Annotated in this window: 20 protein-coding genes; 10 read left to right on the plus strand and 10 right to left on the minus strand. The window is 42.0% G+C overall.

Annotated elements, in window-relative coordinates; genetic code table 11:
- Nucleotides 1-85: 85 nt before the first annotated feature.
- Complete coding sequence (locus ODU50_RS01790) at nt 86-457, plus strand: hypothetical protein (RefSeq protein ID WP_024414523.1); 372 nt, start codon at nt 86-88, stop codon at nt 455-457.
- An 18-nt stretch (nt 458-475) separates the two neighbouring features.
- Here the strand turns inward: ODU50_RS01790 and ODU50_RS01795 are convergent, their stop codons facing one another.
- The 4 genes from ODU50_RS01795 to ODU50_RS01810 form a co-directional block, all read right to left on the minus strand.
- Nucleotides 476-1,813: an MATE family efflux transporter gene (locus ODU50_RS01795; RefSeq protein ID WP_105153491.1), complete on the minus strand. Its 1,338-nt coding sequence runs from the start codon at nt 1,811-1,813 to the stop codon at nt 476-478.
- Nucleotides 1,814-1,924: 111 nt separating this feature from the next.
- The gene (locus ODU50_RS01800; RefSeq protein ID WP_002938014.1) at nt 1,925-2,590 is read right to left on the minus strand and encodes a TrkA family potassium uptake protein; all 666 of its coding nucleotides are present in this window, start codon (nt 2,588-2,590) and stop codon (nt 1,925-1,927) included.
- Between the two features lie 11 nt (nt 2,591-2,601).
- Nucleotides 2,602-3,951: a TrkH family potassium uptake protein gene (locus ODU50_RS01805; RefSeq protein WP_105138997.1), complete on the minus strand. Its 1,350-nt coding sequence runs from the start codon at nt 3,949-3,951 to the stop codon at nt 2,602-2,604.
- A gap of 263 nt (nt 3,952-4,214) precedes the next feature.
- Entirely contained in the window at nt 4,215-4,754 is a 540-nt protein-coding gene (locus ODU50_RS01810; protein ID WP_029751726.1) for a Gx transporter family protein, read from the minus strand.
- A 183-nt stretch (nt 4,755-4,937) separates the two neighbouring features.
- Between ODU50_RS01810 and ODU50_RS01815 the strand changes: the two genes are divergently transcribed.
- From ODU50_RS01815 to menA, 5 genes are all read left to right on the plus strand, one after another.
- Nucleotides 4,938-6,830: an NAD(P)/FAD-dependent oxidoreductase gene (locus tag ODU50_RS01815; RefSeq protein WP_105153490.1), complete on the plus strand. Its 1,893-nt coding sequence runs from the start codon at nt 4,938-4,940 to the stop codon at nt 6,828-6,830.
- An 18-nt stretch (nt 6,831-6,848) separates the two neighbouring features.
- Nucleotides 6,849-7,838 carry a polyprenyl synthetase family protein gene (locus ODU50_RS01820; RefSeq protein ID WP_024412971.1) on the plus strand — a complete coding sequence of 330 codons (990 nt, stop codon included), beginning with the start codon at nt 6,849-6,851 and terminating at the stop codon, nt 7,836-7,838.
- A 78-nt stretch (nt 7,839-7,916) separates the two neighbouring features.
- Nucleotides 7,917-8,396: an FMN-binding protein gene (locus tag ODU50_RS01825; RefSeq protein ID WP_024382897.1), complete on the plus strand. Its 480-nt coding sequence runs from the start codon at nt 7,917-7,919 to the stop codon at nt 8,394-8,396.
- A 77-nt stretch (nt 8,397-8,473) separates the two neighbouring features.
- Complete coding sequence (locus ODU50_RS01830; protein WP_105153489.1) at nt 8,474-9,523, plus strand: FAD:protein FMN transferase; 1,050 nt, start codon at nt 8,474-8,476, stop codon at nt 9,521-9,523.
- Complete coding sequence (gene menA / locus ODU50_RS01835) at nt 9,516-10,472, plus strand: 1,4-dihydroxy-2-naphthoate polyprenyltransferase (protein WP_161947058.1); 957 nt, start codon at nt 9,516-9,518, stop codon at nt 10,470-10,472. Before ODU50_RS01830 ends, menA begins: the two co-directional genes overlap by 8 nt.
- Nucleotides 10,473-11,045: 573 nt before the next feature.
- Here menA and ODU50_RS01840 read toward each other — a convergent pair.
- Genes ODU50_RS01840 through ODU50_RS01865 form a run of 6 tightly spaced genes read right to left on the minus strand, consistent with a single transcriptional unit; the run spans nt 11,046 to nt 13,718 of the window.
- Nucleotides 11,046-11,474, minus strand: a complete 429-nt coding sequence (locus tag ODU50_RS01840) for a NusG domain II-containing protein (RefSeq protein WP_002938002.1) — start codon at nt 11,472-11,474, stop codon at nt 11,046-11,048.
- A 52-nt stretch (nt 11,475-11,526) separates the two neighbouring features.
- Nucleotides 11,527-11,874 carry a hypothetical protein gene (locus tag ODU50_RS01845; protein WP_014638530.1) on the minus strand — a complete coding sequence of 116 codons (348 nt, stop codon included), beginning with the start codon at nt 11,872-11,874 and terminating at the stop codon, nt 11,527-11,529.
- Nucleotides 11,864-12,208, minus strand: a complete 345-nt coding sequence (locus ODU50_RS01850; RefSeq protein ID WP_014638529.1) for a hypothetical protein — start codon at nt 12,206-12,208, stop codon at nt 11,864-11,866. Before ODU50_RS01850 ends, ODU50_RS01845 begins: the two co-directional genes overlap by 11 nt.
- A 12-nt stretch (nt 12,209-12,220) precedes the next feature.
- On the minus strand, nt 12,221-13,303 hold the full coding sequence (locus tag ODU50_RS01855) for a DUF3278 domain-containing protein (protein ID WP_014638528.1): 1,083 nt from the start codon (nt 13,301-13,303) through the stop codon (nt 12,221-12,223).
- 9 nt (nt 13,304-13,312) lie between these two features.
- Entirely contained in the window at nt 13,313-13,516 is a 204-nt protein-coding gene (locus tag ODU50_RS01860; protein ID WP_014638527.1) for a hypothetical protein, read from the minus strand.
- A gap of 13 nt (nt 13,517-13,529) precedes the next feature.
- Nucleotides 13,530-13,718, minus strand: coding sequence for a helix-turn-helix transcriptional regulator (locus tag ODU50_RS01865; RefSeq protein WP_014638526.1), 189 nt, complete (start codon nt 13,716-13,718; stop codon nt 13,530-13,532).
- A 267-nt stretch (nt 13,719-13,985) separates the two neighbouring features.
- Here ODU50_RS01865 and rsmH point away from each other — a divergent pair, with 267 nt between their 5' ends.
- The 4 genes from rsmH to mraY are packed head-to-tail and all read left to right on the plus strand — an operon-like array spanning nt 13,986 to nt 18,519.
- On the plus strand, nt 13,986-14,936 hold the full coding sequence (gene rsmH / locus ODU50_RS01870; RefSeq protein WP_014638525.1) for a 16S rRNA (cytosine(1402)-N(4))-methyltransferase RsmH: 951 nt from the start codon (nt 13,986-13,988) through the stop codon (nt 14,934-14,936).
- Nucleotides 14,937-14,946: 10 nt separating this feature from the next.
- Complete coding sequence (gene ftsL, locus ODU50_RS01875) at nt 14,947-15,270, plus strand: cell division protein FtsL (protein ID WP_002937992.1); 324 nt, start codon at nt 14,947-14,949, stop codon at nt 15,268-15,270.
- Nucleotides 15,270-17,519 (plus strand): penicillin-binding protein PBP2X, encoded by a 2,250-nt coding sequence (pbp2X, locus tag ODU50_RS01880; protein ID WP_105153488.1) that lies wholly within the window; start codon nt 15,270-15,272, stop codon nt 17,517-17,519. The genes ftsL and pbp2X overlap by 1 nt, the downstream gene beginning before the upstream one ends.
- 1 nt (nt 17,520) lies before the next feature.
- Nucleotides 17,521-18,519, plus strand: coding sequence for a phospho-N-acetylmuramoyl-pentapeptide-transferase (gene mraY / locus ODU50_RS01885; RefSeq protein ID WP_105153487.1), 999 nt, complete (start codon nt 17,521-17,523; stop codon nt 18,517-18,519).
- Nucleotides 18,520-18,530 lie beyond the last annotated feature (11 nt).

Here is an 18,530-nt window from a genome sequence, read left to right on the forward strand (position 1 = left end):
TGTGTTTTTGAGAACATGTACTTACTTGTTTGCTTAGTTTGTAAATGATAAAATAGAGATATAATAGGTTCAGGGAGGATTTGTCATGAAAAAACTGATGTACACCTTGTTGGTGCTTGCCTATGTTACGGTCGCTTATTTGTCGGTCTACGTCCTTCCTCACTATTATTGTGGTGCAATTATAGGGGCGGCAGGAGCCAGTCTTGGAGCTAGTTTCAAACAGTTCAAGGAAGTGCGAGCTTGTCCTGACCAACCCTTGTTAGCCTATTTTAAGTGGGATAAGAAAAAGACAAGTAGTTTGTTATTGGTCCTTCTTGGCATCATCCTTTTTGTCAGCCTTGTGCTGGAATTTAATTGGCAATATGGCATAGCTTTTGTAGTGGCGATCAGCTACGCTATGCTTTGGCATCTCCTTCATATTCAATTTCTACAAAAATATTATTTTAAAAACGCATGAGAGTTTCATGCGTTTTCTTTATATACTTTGTCCCGTTTTTAACTTTTTCATAAAGATGATGGAACTTGGAATCAGGACGATGATGCTTCCAATCCAGGCGGCGGGGTTAGCGGCGGCAGTCCCATAAAAACCGAAATACTGCATGCCGATGATGGCGACTGCTGCTCGGAAAATTAATTCCCCAAAGCCTGCTAGTGTTGGAATAAAGCCCTTGCCAAGTCCCTGAATAAAGCTACGGAGAATAAAGAGGGAAGCAACAATCCAGTAACAAGAGCCGTTAATGATGTAGTAAACAAGAGCCAAGTCCAGAACTGTTTGACTGGCATTTGGCAGAAATAGACCAGAAAAGAAACGATTGCCCAAGATGAGAATGACCGCAAATACAATGGCCCAAGCAATGCTGAGGAGTAATGAGTGGCGCACCCCTTCTCGAATACGATCATAGAGCTTGGCACCGTAGTTCTGAGCAGTAAAGGTTGCGATAGCCAAGCCCAGATTGACCATGGGCAACATAGCCAACTGGTCAGTACGAAGGGCAATGGCCTGGGCGGCGATGGCGTCTGTTCCTAGTTGGTTGACCATAAACTGCAAGGTCATGGCTCCGATGGCGATAATACTGGCTTGAAATCCCATTGGAAAAGCAAGCTGGGCATGTTTCTTGAGATTATCCCTATCCAATTTTAAATCAGCTAGTCCAATATGATAGTGAGGTACCTTGTGGACAATATAAAAAATAAGAAAGAGGACCGAACAGACTTGGGCAAGGATAGTTGCAAAGCCAGCTCCGAAAACGCCCCAGTTCATGACTAAGATAAAGAAAAAATCCAGACCGATATTGATAAAACAAGCGATAACTAGAGCCAGTAGAGGTGTTTTAGAGTTTCTGAGACTGCGTAGGGCTGAAGACAGGAAATTATAAAAAATAGTAAAGGTCAATCCTCCAAACATGGCCGTTAGAAAGGCATGGGAGTGGTCGATGATACTCACAGGCGTTTGCATTAAGACTAAGATAGGTTTCAAAAATGCTAAGGCTGAGACTGTTAGTAAAAGGCTGATGAGGGAAGCGTAGAAGAGTCCGTGGACAAAAGATTTTTTAAGCCCCTCTAAGTCGCCACCTCCAAAGCGTTGGGCAGAAATAATGGTTAATCCATTGGTAACACCTTGGGCAAAACCGATGATTAAAAAAATCAGGCTGGCTGTCGAACCGACACTTGCAAAAGCATCCTTTCCCAAAGTATGCCCCACAATCATGGAATCAGCAAAATTATAGGCCAGTTGAAAAAAAGAGCCAATTAACAAGGGAATAGCGAATTGTAAGATGACCGCAATCGGCTTTCCTTTGGTTAAATCATTCATAACGTCTCCTTTTGACAGATGATAAGCCCACTAGATAAATGATAATCTAGTAGGCTTTCTAGGGATGAAATATTTCTCCTGAAAACGGAGTATAGGGCGTAAATTTGTTATTTAATTTGTCAGCTCTTCAAAATGATCGACAGTGTTATGGTCTGTTACTGCTAAGATGAGTTCGTCAGATTTGAAGACATAGTCAGGAGTCAGTTGGATGTTTAATTCCTGATTTTCGCCACTTCGGTAACCGATGATATTGAGTTTATAATGTTGGCGAAGTTTTAATTCGCCAAGTGTTTTTCCAATCCATTTTACTGGCGGGTGAAACTCGACAATGGAAACATTGCCTTCGAGCTCAAAGAGGCTGGTTGTATCGCGGTGGAGTAATTGTTTCGCTAGGGAAATACCAGTTTCGCGTTCGGGAGAAATAACCTTATCGGCACCGACACGAAGAAGGACTTCTTTCGCAGTTGTTCCTTTGACTTTGACAATGACCATAGGGACACCTAGGACCTTGCTATGCATAACGGCAAGAACACTGGATTCCAAGTTTTCGCCAGTAGCTACAACAACAGCATCGCAGTTACCGATTCCTGCGGCACGTAGGAGCGAGCGGTCGGTGATGTCTCCGACAATACCGCGCGTGAGAATAGGTTCTAGATGATTGATACGTTGCTCATGATTATCGATAGCAATGATATTGCAATCGTAATTGTGTAATGTTTTTGCAATGGTAGTACCAAAAACTCCCAGACCGAGAATTCCGATAGTATAGTTTGGCATGATTTCTCCTTTTAAACAAGCATAGATGATTTTGCGTATTGAAGACTTTCAGTTTTAGATAATTTTCGAACAGAAAGGCTTGCGAGAATAGAAAGTGGACCGATACGGCCGAAGAACATGAGTGCCATAATGACTGCTTGACCGGCCATGGTTAGACTTGGAGTCAGATTGGCCGTAACACCTACAGTGGCTAGTGCCGACATGACCTCGAACATTAAAAATAGAAGTGGTTGTCGGTCATCTGTTAGGGCAAGTGCGAAGAGCCCGATGATGAACATGAGAAGGAAGACTGAGAATGTCGCAAAAGCTTTGCGGATGCTGAGGTTATCGATGGTTCGACCCATAAAGTTGGTATGAGGGAGACCGAGAATCTCGCTACGAGCATAGAGCACTAAGGTTAGGAAGGCGGTTATTTTAATACCGCCGGCTGTTCCACCTGGGGCTCCGCCAAGCATCATCTGAAAGATATAGAGCAAGAGGGTGATCGGTTCAGCCTTCGTGTAGTCGATACTGGCAAAACCAGCGGTTCGCATGGTGACCGTCTGGAAAAAGCTGGCTAATAATTTATGGCCAAATGATAGTTGCCCGATAGTAGAAGGGTTGTTCCATTCGGTGAGTAAGGTTGTCAGAGTTCCGAGGGTCAGTATAATGGCTGTTAGGCCTAGAACAATCTTTGTATGGAACCCTAGTTTTCGTAGGCTACGTTTTTGCCCGATTTGTGTTTGAAGGTCAAACCAAACCGAGAATCCAAGACCTCCCATAATAATGAGACTGGCTAATGTTACGTTGATCAGAGGATTATTCACATAGCGCATGATGCTAGTTGCACCAAAATTATCAAAACCAGCATTACAAAAGGCTGAAATAGCTACGAAAATCGAGGTGAATAAACCTCTCGCCCATCCAAATTCAGGTACAAAATGGAAGGAAAGTAAGAGGGCTCCAAAGGCTTCGACTGCCAAGGTAAAACCAAAAGCTGATTTGAGGAAGCTACGAAAATATTTTGTGTCAGATCGGTTTAGAGCCTCTTGTAAGGTTGCCATATTGATGAAATTCATTTTACGACCACCGCGTAAAGCGAAGAGACCGATGAATCCTATCAAGCTCAAACCACCAATTTGGATTAGCATCATACAGATAATCTGTCCAAAAGTAGAATAGGTTTCAGCAACGGCTTTGGTAAATAGCCCTGTTACACAAACCATGGAGACAGATGTGAAGAGATGATCCCAATAACTTGCTGTAGAGGTGCTAATTTGTGAGATGGGAAGACTTAGTAAAATTGATCCAGTCAGAATTACGAATAAGAAACTGATAATGATTCGCTGACTGGGAGAAAGTTTGATCCTAAATGGTGACATAATTCTACCTTTTCTCAAAAAAAATAAAAGATGAAGATATTGTAGCACAAAAGAAAGAAAATGTACGACTAAAACACGCAAAGAACCTGATTTTTTCTCTTCTTGAAAGCTTCATTATTTTTTATTACCATGGATTTTATAAGTGGTGTTTATATGGGGTGGCTCATTTTACTTGTGACACCAGAATTATGGGGAAATTATTATGGGCAATGAAAAAGTGGTGCGGACCATAAAAAGAATCTCCTTAGTTGACCTAGGGAGATTTATTTCCATTCTGCTAAGACTTGTTGATGATAGTGACGTAAAGGTCCGACCTTTTGGAGGAGGTAGGTAGCAGCCAGTCCGACCAATAAGCCTGATAAAATTCCTGTAAAAGCGAGGATTGGCAGGTAGTTTAGTACATAGAAAGAACGGGCAATGGTAGCAAAAACAAGAAGCTGACCAAGGTTGTGCAACATCCCGCCCAGAATAGAAATTCCAATAGGACTGACACGGTTGGGACCGAGCTGCTTGGCAGAGAGCATTCCTATATAACTCAAAGTAGTTCCGGCAAAGCCATAGAGGAAGGTTGAAAAGGTGCCTCCCAGAAAGGTTGAGATGAGCAAGCGTAGTGCGACAACCTTTAGGCTATCCTTTGTAGGGAGGGTAAAAATAGCAATTAAGCTAATCAAATTTCCCAGTCCTAGCTTGGCACCTGGAGCAAAAGCAAATGGGGGGGTGATGAGTCGTTCAATCAAAGAAATGACAACTGCCTGAGCTGCCAACATCGTAATAAAGTTAAGTGTTTGACGTTTAGAATTCATGGGTGTAGAGAAAAAACTCTTTCTAGTCGATTATCTATTTTACTATCATACTTGTTTTTGTTCACTATGGCAAGTTTTGTCTGCCATATATTACTAATTATTGAAATTTGCTTGTCAACTATCTTGGAATGCGTTATAATGGAAACATGTAATTTGTTTTGGTTTTCACAAGGAGGAAACATTGTGACGAAAAATATTGTGATTGTCGGTGCTGGTTATGCGGGGATTGCAGCAGCTCGATTGCTAGGGAAAACCTTTAAAAAGAATCAAGATGTAACAGTTACCTTGATTGATAAGAACTCTTTCCATACCTATATGACAGAGTTGCATGAAGTTGCGGCAGGGCGTGTAGAAGCCAATGCAATCAAGTATGACCTTCAACGTATCTTCAAAAAATATCCAAAGGTTCAATTGGTAACAGACAAGGTTGTTGAGATTGACTACGATAAGAAACAAGTAGTTGCAGAACACCAAACTCTGGATTTTGATTACCTGCTCCTTGCAATGGGTGGTGAGGCTAATGACTTTGGTGTGAAAGGTGTTAAAGAACACGGTTTTACACTTTGGTCTATCGAAGCAGCGGAACGTTTGCATGACCACATGATTGATGCTTGCTATCGTGCCATGCGTGAGCATGATGAAGCCAAACGTCGCGCTCTTTTAACCTTTACCGTTATCGGTGCTGGTTTCACAGGTATTGAGATGATCGGTGAGTTGATTGACTGGGTACCAATTTTGGCACGTGAGTTCAAGTTGGATCCAAAAGAATTCTCACTTAGGGTTGTTGAGGCAACGCCAAATATCTTGGCTATGGTTACTGAAAAAGAGCAAGTCAAGGCTCGCAAATACCTTGAGAAAAAAGGTGTTGAATTGGTTCTTGGCGATGGTGTAGCAAGTGTACAAGAAGATAGCTTGACACTTTCATCAGGTCGTCAAATTCCTACCTATACCTCTATTTGGACAGCTGGTGTTCAAGCCAATACAGACGCAAGTGAATTTGGTATTGAAAAAGCACGTGCAGGTCGTTTGGTAGCCAATGAGTTCATGGAAGCGAAAGGCAAGGAAAATGTCTATGTAGCTGGTGACTTGGTTTACTTTGAAGAATCAGAAGGAAAACCAACTCCACAGATTGTACAAGCAGCTGAACAGACAGGCCATACTGCGGCAAGTAATATTATTGCAGCAATCAAGGGTGGCGAAAAACATCGCTACAAAGGTAAATATGATGGGTTTATGGTATCTATTGGGGCACGCTACGGTGTAGCCTTCTTGATGGACAAATACCACATGTCAGGCTTTATGGCAATGGCTGTCAAACACATGGTAAACCTACTCTACTTCTTTACCATCCGTAGTTTCTTCTACATGGGTTCTTATGTTCGTCATGAATTCTTTGACATTCAGAATAAGCGAAACATTTTTGGCGGTCATACTTCAGGCAAAGGAAATCTTCTCTGGTCTGTGCCAATGCGTGTCCTTTATGGTTCAGTATGGCTCTACGAAGGTATCAAGAAAGCCTTTGGTCTATTTGGAACAACATCATGGTTTGGGGATCAAGTTGTCTTCCCATTCCCTTGGTTAGCTGATCCAGTATCTGGTGCATCCGCTGCTGAGGCGGTTTCAAGTGCCTCACAAGCGGCAACTGCTGCGGCAGAAGCCGCTGAACCAATTTTTGGTTTGAGCTATGCCTATGGTGAAGCACCGATGGCTGTTTTGGACAAAATGCCTGATTGGTTTGCTACTATCATGGAATTTATGATGCCAAACCAAGAAGTAGCACTCTTTATGCAAAAATTTATGACAGTAGCAGAAATCGGTATTGGTCTGGCTTTGATTGCTGGTGCCTTTGTATGGATTGTATCTGCTGCAACCGTTGCTTTGGTAGTTATGTTCAGCCTGTCAGGCATGTTCTACTGGGTAAATATTTGGTTCATCCCAGCAGCTATTTCTCTTATGAACGGTGCGGGTAGAGCCTTCGGTCTAGACTACTGGATCATGCCATGGTTGGGTCGTTTCCTAGACAAGAAGATTTATGGAAAGCCGAAGCATATTTACCATATCAAGGATAAAAAATAAAGGAAATATAGAAAGTTAGTGGTACATCAAATTTGGAATACCTATCCTGAGATTGAGAGGGGACTTGAAGAGGTAAAATCCATCATCTTATCTGAGATGATGGTCCTGCATCCAGCAGTTACAGCGAAGATTGTTGAATATGTAGAGGCGCCAGGAAAATACCTGCGTGCCGGCCTCTGTCTGCTCTTTGCACAAATGACGGAAGGAAAGATTAGCCGTTCAAAGCTATATTTTGCTGCCCATTTAGAAGTCCTGCATCTGGCGACTCTGATTCATGACGATGTGATTGATGGCGCGGATAAACGGCGGGGAGTCACGGCGGCTCATCAACAATTTTCTAATCGAATCGCTATCTACACGGGTGATTATCTTCTTGCCTATTCAAGTCGACTATTTGGAAAAGGACTTCGTTTGCTAGAAGTATCACGTGATGATTTGGATTTGGGCAATGATAAGCTGATGGAAACAATTCTTCGAGGGGAATTATCTCAGCTACTCAATCAATTTGATGCCAATATGACTATGAAAGCCTATCTCAAGCAAATTCAAGGAAAAACAGCTTTTCTATTTGGACTTGCCTGTCAGTTGGGGAGTTTTGTACCAGGTCAATCTAGGAAAGACAGTAGCATGGCTTTTCGGTCTGGGCAAGCACTTGGCATGGCCTTTCAGTTACGAGATGACTTAATTGACTATCAGCTGGATGTAGCAGAATCAGGAAAACCTAGATTGCAAGATATTCAAAACGGTATCTATACTGCACCGCTACTATTTGCTATGCGAGAAGACAAGTCTATCCAGCAGCAATTGCGGGCTTATATTCAATCCCCTACAGCAGAAGGGTTGGAAAGTCTTACAGATAGGATTTTTGCAACACATGCTATTGTCAAAACAGAGAAACTGATTGTTAGCTATTTGGAAAAAATGATGAGTTTTGCAGATAGAATACCACAGTTATCGACTGCATCTATGCAAAATTTGGTGGCAATAGTTTTTAGTCATTATTTTTAAAAAATAACTAGACATTTTCTCTAATTAGGTATATCATTATAAATATAAAACTATTTACTTTACAAAAGGAGTATTGTTATGAAAACAACTAAAGTTGTGTTGAAAAGTTTGGTAGTTCTTGGTGCGGTATTTGCACTCGCAGCTTGCGGGTCTAAACAAGAATCTACTTCAACTTCATCTTCAACTAAAGAAACAGTAGTATTGAAAGATGGTACTTATAAAGCTGAGTCAAGCAAAGACGATTATGGCTACAAAATTGTTCACACATTGACTGTTAAAGATGGAAAAATTAGTGAGTCAAAATTTGACTACGAAGCGGAAGATGGAAGTCTTAAATCAGCAAATGAAGAGTACAACAAAAAAATGAAAGATAAAGCTGGAGTTTCTGCCGGTGAAGCAATTGAACAACTCAATGCAGCTTTGGTTGAGAAACAAGAACTCTCAGCTGTTGAAGTTGTATCAGGTGCAACTCATACTTCTGAGGACTTCAAGAAGAGTGCAGAAGCCCTTCTTGCAGCAGCTGCTGAAGGAAAAACAGAAACTGTAAAACTTGACTAATTAAGTCTATACAGAAAAGACACAGTCGCACTTGTTTGGCTACTGTGTCTTCTTATTTTTGGGGGAAGGTGAAATCAGTGAAAAAAATTACAAGTCTATTATTCGTGGGGCTACTGATGCTTTTGCTTGTTGCCTGTGGTGGTAAACAAAACGAAAGTTTATCTGTTGTGAAAACTCCGTTGACTCGTAGTGAAAGCTTACTTCACACAGTAGTGCAATTGAGCATTTATCATGAAAATCAGGAAGAAGCGATGGATGAAGCTGTCTCCTATATCAAGGAGATGGAAAGTCTGTTGTCCACAAACTTGGAAGGGGCAGATGTCTACCGTATCAATCAGGCAGCAGGAAAAGAAGCTGTCAAGGTAGATGAACGTACCTTTGAAGTGATTGAAACAGCTATTGACAGGAGTAAAGAAAGTCAGGGGCTGTTTGACATTTCCATTGGAGCTGTGAGCAATCTGTGGAAAATTGGAGATGAGGATGCACGTAAGCCGAGTGATGAAGAAATCAAAGCTGCTCTGCCATTTATCAATTATAAAGACATTGCTTTAGATAAGGAGAAGAAGACCGTCTTTATCAAGGAAGGAATGACGCTAGAATTAGGAGCCATTTCCAAAGGTTACATTGCAGATAAGGTTAGAGAATTGTTTGCCAGCAAAGGGATTACGACCGCTATCATCAATCTAGGTGGGAATGTAGTGGTTATGGGGGATTCGCCAACGACGCAAAATGGTTGGAATGTTGGAGTTCAGGACCCAGACCAAGTGCGTGGATCAACAGTCGGTTCTGTGCCAGGGACACATGATTCGGTTGTTACCTCAGGTATTTATGAGCGCTACTTAGAGGTGGACGGTGTCAAATATCACCATATCCTTGATCCCAAAACTGGATATCCTGTGGAAAACGATATCTCAGGTGTGACAGTCTTTTCCAAAACATCTATCCAAGGAGATGCCTTATCCACAACTCTCTTCTTACTAGGTGTGGAAAAAGGTCTTGACTTTATCAATCAGATTGACGGTGTTGAAGCTGTTTTCATCGATAAGGAGCAGGGCGTTCATCTGAGTGATGGCTTGAAAGAAAGCTTTGAATTAACGAATGAGGAGTATCATCTTGTCAATGAATAAATCAACTAAAGGGCTCAGTTTGCCTGTATTTCTAGAATTTGTTGAAATGAAGACCAAGGTAGCTAGTGTTTTTCCGATGACCCTGGGGATTTTATGGAGCCTGTATCGCTATCAAGCTTTCAATTGGCTCAATACTCTCCTCTTCATTATTGCCGTCCTTAGCTTTGACATGTGTACAACTGCCATCAACAATAGCATGGACTACCACAAGGCCAAGGATGAAACCTATCGTCAGGAAAGCAATGTGATTGGAAAATTCTCCCTAGATTTCCGTCAGATGATTGGAATCGTCCTTGCCCTACTTGTTTTTTCTCTATTGGTTTCATTACTCCTTGTATGGCGGACCAGTTGGCTCCTCCTACCGATGGGAGCTCTCTGTTTCCTCATTGGTATCTTCTATACCTTTGGACCTATTCCGCTTTCGAGAATGCCACTGGGTGAAGTTTTCTCTGGAGTAACCATGGGATTTGGTATCTTCTTTCTTGCTGTATTTATTCAGCAACCAGATTTGCTACTGACTAGCCAAGTGAGCGGCCAGTGGATGACCCTGCAATTCTCTTGGACAAGGATATTGGAAATCATTTTAATGTCTATTCCGTTAGTTACTTTGATTGCTAATATCATGTTGGCTAACAACACCTGTGATTTAGAGGAAGATACTCGCAACCATCGTTATACTCTGGTTTACTATATTGGCAAGAAAAATGCTCTTAAATTGTATTTTGTCTTGGCAAGTTTACCTTGGTTGCTGTGGATAATCTACTGTCTGATAGGATTCTTACCGATTTGGGCACTGGCCGGTTTAATCGGTGTTTGGCCTGCTTATAAGAGTCTAGAAACATTTTTGAAAAAGCAAGTCAAACGGGAAACCTTTATCGAGGCAGTAAAGAGTTTTGTACTCTTTGCGCTGCTATATGTGGTGATACTTGCTTTAGCCCTTATTTTCTAAAAAGGAAAGACACAGTCGTTCATCAGGCTGTGTCTTCTTTGTTATATCGTCATTTAGTTTTTCGTTTATTACTTCGACGAGCGGGGAGCGGGAAAGAACTCGACTGGTCAAAAAGAGTTCGTCAACAAGTCCTTATTTCCAGTTGTTGAGCTGAAACAGTCTATCTCCAGACTGTTTCACTCCCACCCCCGCACAGCTCAAAAGGTTCAGTGAACCTTTTGAGGTTGGAGATAAAGCGAACTTTGTTCGCAACAATCGTAAGGTCAGATTTGGAGTGTAAAACACGAACAAATCTGCCAATCAACCACTGCGCTGAGATGTTGACACGAACCCTGAGAAGCGAGGTTGGGCTTTTTGCCCAGCCTCAATTTCCAACTTCAAACACTCCACTGGAGTATTTGAACTCGCCTTGCCTGATTGAAACAGTCTGGGGGACTGTTTCAAGTCAATGCCTAGAAATAAGAAAGCATTGAGTTATGCCTGCGGCTTTTGATGCGAACTTTGTTCGCTTTATCTCCAACCTCCAAAGATTTCCCAAACCTTTGGAGCTAGTACTAAAAGTAAACTAAAAGACTATAGTGGTAAAATGAGTTCTTCTTCATCAGTGCTTTCTCCGCCAACGGATTTGATTTCAATCAAGAGATTATGTGGCAGGCAGACGGAGAGCTGACCCGGCTGGCTAATCCAGCTGGTCATAACGGCAATTTGGTCTGGGCTATTGTCTTCCTTGACACGAATGCGTTCGCCATCAACTTCAATGATATTGTATTGCCCTTCATTGGGATAGTAGGTCTTTTCTTGATGGGGTGTGTCCTTTGATAATTCAAATTGGTCGACCACCTCACCATTGATGCGGACATAGGCAATTGTTTTTGCCTCATTTGTATCTGTTGTCAGATGTGTATAGGTAAAAATTGCTGGAAGAAAGGATAAAACTAGGGTGAATCCGATTAAGATATAATCAAATAGTTTGAGTTGTTTGAGAATGGATTTGAATGTCATATACAATCCATTTTATAGAAAAAATCCTACTTTGTAAAATGTTGGATACAGATTACTTTTTCAATTGTCTAAAGAAGAGTAGGATGGCTAACATTCCCCAAAATCCAGCATGAAGTGGCTGAATTTTTCCAGCGAAAAATACAATGGAGAAAGTTAGGGCAAAACCTGCAAAGAGAAACCAGAGCAGTGGTTTATGATAAAGATAGATAGCTTTTTGGAAAGCATTTGCTTCTGGGCCACTAGTCTGCCAGTCACTATTCAAGATTGGAAGTATAGTGAACGGTAAGATAAAGATTGGTGGATTGTCCCCAGTAAGGTAGCTATGTATATACAGGCTACAAATTGCTGTATAGGAGAGAACAATCAAAGTGAGTATGAATTTCGGGTTGTCAACGTTCATCTGGTTTCTCCTTTTTGAAATAAATCCGATAAAGAATAGCGGCAGCAAATCCAGCAGGAAGGATGAGGATAAGTGGTTTGACATGTCCTAACCAAATGCCCACGGAATAGGTCAAGGTCATGGCAAACAGGGCAAAGATGGCTTGAATGATAAAGTAGCGTTTTTCTTCTGCTGTTTGATAGGATTTGATGATTTGGATGGTCGGTAGCATGAGCAAGAATGAACCGTTAATCGGCTCCTTGACCATGTAAGAGTAGATGAAGAAGGCAGAAAATAAACCATAAAATAGAACAAAGAATCGACAGGTTTGTTTTGGGGAGAAGGGTTTATTCATGGTGTTAGGTCCTTATTTTTTCTTGGCAGAATCTGCTTCCAGTTTTTGCAGATAGGCAATGGCAGACAGGGCTAGACTGGCAAAGAGGCCCATCATGCCACCGAAGAAGAGGGATTTTACGTGGAAGATGGAATCCAGTAGGGGGAGCTGGAGGCTAAAGAGGTCTGCCAGCCCAGCAAAGAGGCTAGATAGCAGGGCAACTCCCAATCCCCAGAGAAGTGGGTTAAGGGGCCGGGCTTGTCTTTCCTCAGGGCTTAGTTCGTCCACGTCATATTGAGGCAGGTCAGCATAGAGGGTACGCATATTGACGACACCAATTAGGATAAAGCTAAAGAGAGCAATTGTCATTGGATAGTAGGTAGCTACCTCCACAGGATAGCGGTAGGCTAAGAAGTAGGCGATGGCATTTCCAAGAGCTAGGAAGTAGAAGTAGTAGATAAAGGTCTGTCCGCCGATAGCATCTGCCTGGCTGCGCCGGTATTCGTCTAAAGGACCGCGGATACCGTAAAAACGTTTAATCATATTTTTGATCCACTTGGGTTCTTCTTTTGAAATAGCAGAGCTGACAGTTAGTTTTTCTGCCTTTTTCATGCGCTTGCGAAGCGTGATTTCGATAGCAATGCCTGTGAAAACACCACCTAGACAGGCTGACAGGAATTTTCGGAGGTCAAATAAATGGTTGAGAGGGTTGAGCCCCTCCATCCAGGCACCGAAAACAACCACCCAGATGTACATAACAGTAGTGAAATAGAGGGCGAATTTGATGCTTGCTCCCTTGAGTTGTTTCTGTTCCTTGCTAGTCAGTTCTTCTACATCTAAACTGTCCACTTGGCTGTGACGCATCTTGGATGTCATATACATACTGGAGGAAAGAGTGGATAGGAGTAGAGCAGTTGGGTAGCCGTAGGCAACGACTTCTGGGAATCGCTTAGATAAGGCAAGCGCCAGTAGGGTAAGAGCCATGGTGCCCCAAAAGAGTAGGATAAAACAGGTATTGCCTAGTCGGAAGGCTTCTTTTTGGCGAAATTCATCCAAGGGCCCTGCGATACCGTAAAATCGTTTGATCAATTTATCTTGAAAGTTTTCTTTTTTCATACGATACTCCTATTTACTTACGACGAAAATGAGTGGCAGGTAAGATAATCCTAGGAAGTAGATGGTCCCAGCAATCAGCAATTGTAGCCAAAATTTTGCTTGGCTGATGGTGTGCAAGATTTCTGCTCCGCTATTGCCCCAAAGCTGAAAGAGGACAAAGAGCGGGATAAAAATAAGGGTAGAGATAAGAGCTTGACGTGTATTCTTTTTCATGATATTTTCCTTTCTATTCATTCCAAAAGAGGCTGTTGAGATCGGTCTGTAAAGCCTTGGCTAGGTTGATACAGAGGTCTAGTGAGGGATTGTATTTGTTGTTTTCAATCATGTTGATGGTTTGCCTGGATACGCCGATGGCTTTGGCAAGATCCAGCTGGGAAATACCTAGCAGTAGACGATGATCTTTGACACGGTTCATGGGTTCTCCTTTCGTGTAAAATATATGCGACATTCTATTGTAAAGAGAGAGGATAGACTAGCTATCCTTAGGTACGATGTCAATTATATGCGACAGTTGGTTGTAAAAAAATGAGGGAGACCTCCCTGTTGATGTCAATTATATGCGACATGTTTCTTTACTGTTAGTATATACCTGTTCATATAAGTTGTCAACTATATTTGACAGTTTTTTTGTAAAAAGTTTGCAACAACTTTTTATTTTAATTTGTGGTACAATAGAAAAGATATGACCAAGGAATTTAATCACACAACTGTTCTCTTGCATGAGACAGTCGATATGTTAGACATCAAACCAAATGGAATTTATGTAGATGCAACGCTGGGTGGAGCAGGGCATAGTGAGTATCTGCTCAGTCAGTTGACGGATGGTGGGCATCTTTATGCCTTTGATCAGGATCAGACTGCTATTGATCATGCCCATATTCGCTTGGCATCCTACATTGAAAAGGGACAAGTGACCTTTATCAGGGATAATTTCCGCAATCTCAAGACTCGCTTGGCGGAGCTAGGTGTAACAGAGATTGATGGTATTTGTTATGATTTAGGAGTATCTAGTCCACAGTTGGATGAGCGGGAGCGTGGCTTTTCTTACAAACAAGATGCTCCGCTTGATATGCGGATGAATCGTGAGGGACATTTGACGGCTTATGATGTGGTCAATAACTATGACTATCACGACTTGGTACGGATTTTCTTTAAATATGGTGAGGATAAATTTTCCAAGCAGATTGCTCGTAAGATTGAACAGGCGCGTGCGGTCAAGCCTATTGAAACAACGACTGAGTTGGCAGAGCTGATCAAATCTGCCAAGCCAGCCAAGGAACTTAAGAAGAAGGGGCATCCTGCTAAGCAGATTTTCCAAGCTATTCGGATTGAGGTCAACGATGAGTTGGGAGCAGCAGATGAATCTATCCAGCAGGCCATTGACTTATTGGCTCTGGATGGACGGATTTCTGTTATTACTTTCCATTCTTTAGAAGATCGTTTGACCAAACAACTCTTCAAAGAAGCAAGTACGATTGATGTTCCAAAAGGGTTGCCATTTATTCCAGATGACTTGAAGGTGCCACTTGAATTGGTCAATCGTAAGCCTATCTTACCTAGTCAAGAAGAATTAGAGGCAAATAATCGCGCGCATTCAGCTAAACTGCGTGTAGCTAAGAAAGTACATAAATAGGAGAGAGTCTATGTTGCAAGAAAAACGTAGAGAAGCCACTATGCGAGTTATCGGTGATAAAATTAGAACCTTCACACGTGTAGAAAAAGCCTTCTATTCAAGCATCGTATTATCTGGATTAGCCCTTGCGATAGGAATTATCTTTATGCAAACGCGGCTTTTGCAACTTCAATCAGGCATGGCCAAAGTCAATCAAGATATTAGCCAAAAACAGATTGAAATTAACGATGCAAAGCAAGCTGTCAATGAATTGACACGTTCAGCTCGCTTGATGGAAATTGCTGAAAAAGCTGGATTAACTTTTAATAATGACAATATTGGAGTAGCCGAATAATGCCCAGAAGAAATAATAAACTCTTGCGGTATGTCTTGAAAAAACGATATGTTCCGTCAAAAAATCGTCGAAGAGTAGGACAGAGCCTACTTCTTTTGACGGTTTTCGTCTTTTTTCTCTTTTTAATCAACTTTGCCTATATTATCGGCACCGATAGTAAATTTGGGGTGGACTTGTCAGAGAGAGCTGATGCGGTACACCAGCGTGAAGTTACCGTTCAAGCTAAACGGGGGACGATATACGACCGTACAGGAATTCCTATTGCAGAAGATTCCACGACCTATACAGTTTACGCAATCATTGACACAGAATATGTGTCAGAACTGAAAAAAGTTTTGTATGTGCAGTCTTCTCAGTTCAGCAAAGTAGCAGAAATCTTTAAAAAGCATCTCGGAATGGAGACAGATTATGTTATGGAGCAGCTGAATCAACCGGAACTGAAGCAGGTATACTTTGGGACCTTAGGTAAGAATATCTCCTATAGTACGATGTCCTCAATCCAAGAAGAGATGAAGGCGGCAGGTATTGAAGGGATTGCCTTTAACGCTAGTCCAGGACGGATGTATCCAAATGGAAATTTTGCTTCAATTTTTGTCGGGTTAGCTAATCCGGTTGAAAACAAGGATGGTAGTCATAGTTTACAGGGTGTGAGTGGGTTGGAATATTATCTGAATGATATTCTGGCTGGTCAAGACGGAAAGGTTATCTACGAGAAAGATAGCCAAGGCCGTGTCCTGCCTGGGACAGAGAAGGTTGAAACGGAGACAGTAAACGGGCAGGATGTCTATACGACAATTTCAGCCGATCTGCAACGTTCTCTTGAAACCAATATGAATACCTTCTTTGATAACGCCAAAGGGCGATATGCGAATGCAACTTTGGTTTCAGCCAAGACGGGTGAAATACTGGCGACGACCCAAAGGCCAAGTTATGATTCAGATACCAAAGAAGGTCTGGGACAAGAAGGCCTGTTAGAGCGGTCACTCTTATATCAAGAGGCCTTTGAGCCTGGTTCAACGATGAAGGTGCTAACAGTAGCGTCAGCTATCGATAACGGAACCTTTGACCCAAATGCATATTATACCAATAATGAGTACGTTATTGCAGACGCGAAAATCAATGACTGGACCCTCAATGCAGGTTATTCAGCTGTGACTCTCAATTATGCGCAAGGTTTCTCCCTATCCAGTAACGTTGGGATGACCTTATTGCAGCAACAGATGGGAGATGAAAAATGGCTAAATTACCTCACTAAGTTCCGTTTTGGCTACCCAACGCGTTTTGGTATGGGGGACGAGGCACCAGGAATGGTACCAGAGGATAACATTGTTTCTATCGCCATGTCAACGTTTGGTCAGGGGATTTCTGCAAACCAAGCACAGATGCTTCGTAGTTTTACATCCATTGCGAACAATGGTATTATGCTAGAGCCTAAATTTATCTCAGCTCTTTATAATCCTAATACAGATACAGCTAGAGTTTCTTCGAAAGAAGAAGTGGGAAATCCAGTTTCTGAACAAGCTGCCGACGATACACTTCGCTATATGATTAATGTCGGTACTGACCCTGTTTATGGCACACTCTACTCACATGATTTACAGGGGCCTGCAATTCAGGTTGACGGCTATGATATTGCAGTCAAATCAGGTTCGGCGGAAATTGCCGGCGAAGATGGTCAAGGGTACATTAAAGGCGCCTATATCAACTCTGTAGTAGCCATGATCCCTGCTGAGGATCCTGAATTTATCATGTATGTGACCATTCGCCAACCGGAAGTATTAAATGTCCTGTCTTGGCGTGACATTGTCAGTCCTACATTGAAAGAAGCGATGCTGTTGAAAGACAATTTGAATCTGGATTCACCTGCACCAGCATTGGCCCAGGTCGCTAATGAGACAGAGTATCAATTGCCAGACCTCATTGGTAAGGCACCAGGCGAGTCGGCTGAGGAACTTCGCCGTCAATTAGTTCAACCAGTTATCCTTGGAAACGGTGCTGAAATTAAAAAAGTTTCAGTCGAAAAGGGAAGTAACGTAATCGCCAACCAACAGGTTCTACTCTTGACAAATAAATTCGAAGAAATGCCAGACCTGTACGCAATCACCAAAGAGAATATGGATATATTTGCTGAATGGACTGGTATCGAAGTGACCTATAAAGGAACGGGTTCAAAAGTGGTCGACCAAAGTGTAGAGGTCGGTACCGCTTTGAATAAAACAAAGAAAATAACAATAACCTTAGGAGACTAACATGCAATTCGCACTTATGTCGGGATTGGTAGCTTTTCTAGCAACCGTTCTCTTAATCCCACGATTTATTACATTTTATCAAGCCAAACGCATTGAGGGGCAACAGATGCACGAAGATGTGAAACAACATCAGTTTAAGGCAGGCACACCAACAATGGGGGGAACGGTTTTTCTCGTTGTTGCGATTCTTGTCAGCTTGTTGTTTGCAACGACCTTTCAACTGTTGACGGGTGGTGTCCTTGCCATCCTCTTCCTCCTTGCCCTTTATGGTGTAGTAGGATTTTTGGATGACTTTTTAAAAATTTTCCGTAAAATAAATGAAGGTCTTAATCCTAAACAAAAGCTTGCTCTACAAATTTTAGGAGGGATTGTCTTCTACTTTGTTCACGTAAGAGGAGCAGGTGGCGGAGAATTGAATGTATTTGGTCACATGATACATTTGGGAGTTCTCTATTTCCCATTTGTTCTGTTCTGGCTGGTCGGTTTTTCAAATGCAGTTAATTTGACAGATGGTATTGATGGATTGGCTTCTATCTCAGTTGTTATCAGCCTTCTAGCTTACTCTGTTATCGCCTTCAATGAGCAAAAATTTGATATTCTTCTAGTTTGTGTGACCATGATTGGTGGCTTGCTCGGTTTCTTTGTTTATAACCGTAAACCAGCGAAGATTTTCATGGGGGATGTGGGAAGCTTGGCTCTCGGCGGTATGTTGGCAACTATTTCAATTGCCCTCCGTCAGGAATGGACCCTCCTCCTTATCGGCCTGGTCTATGTCATTGAAACGTCCTCTGTTATGTTGCAGGTTTCATATTTTAAATACACCAAAAAACGCTTTGGAGAAGGTCGTCGTATCTTCCGTATGACTCCTTTCCATCACCATTTAGAGCTCGGAGGTTTGACCGGAAAAGCTGAAAAATGGAGCGAGTGGAAAGTTGACTTTTTCCTCTGGTCAGTCGGTCTTGTAATGAGTCTGATTACCTTGGCTATTCTTTATTTATAAGATTTACCCAT

The sequence above is a fragment of the Streptococcus sp. 2020WUSS084 genome, assembly GCF_044427445.1.
Taxonomy (GTDB): domain Bacteria; phylum Bacillota; class Bacilli; order Lactobacillales; family Streptococcaceae; genus Streptococcus; species Streptococcus suis.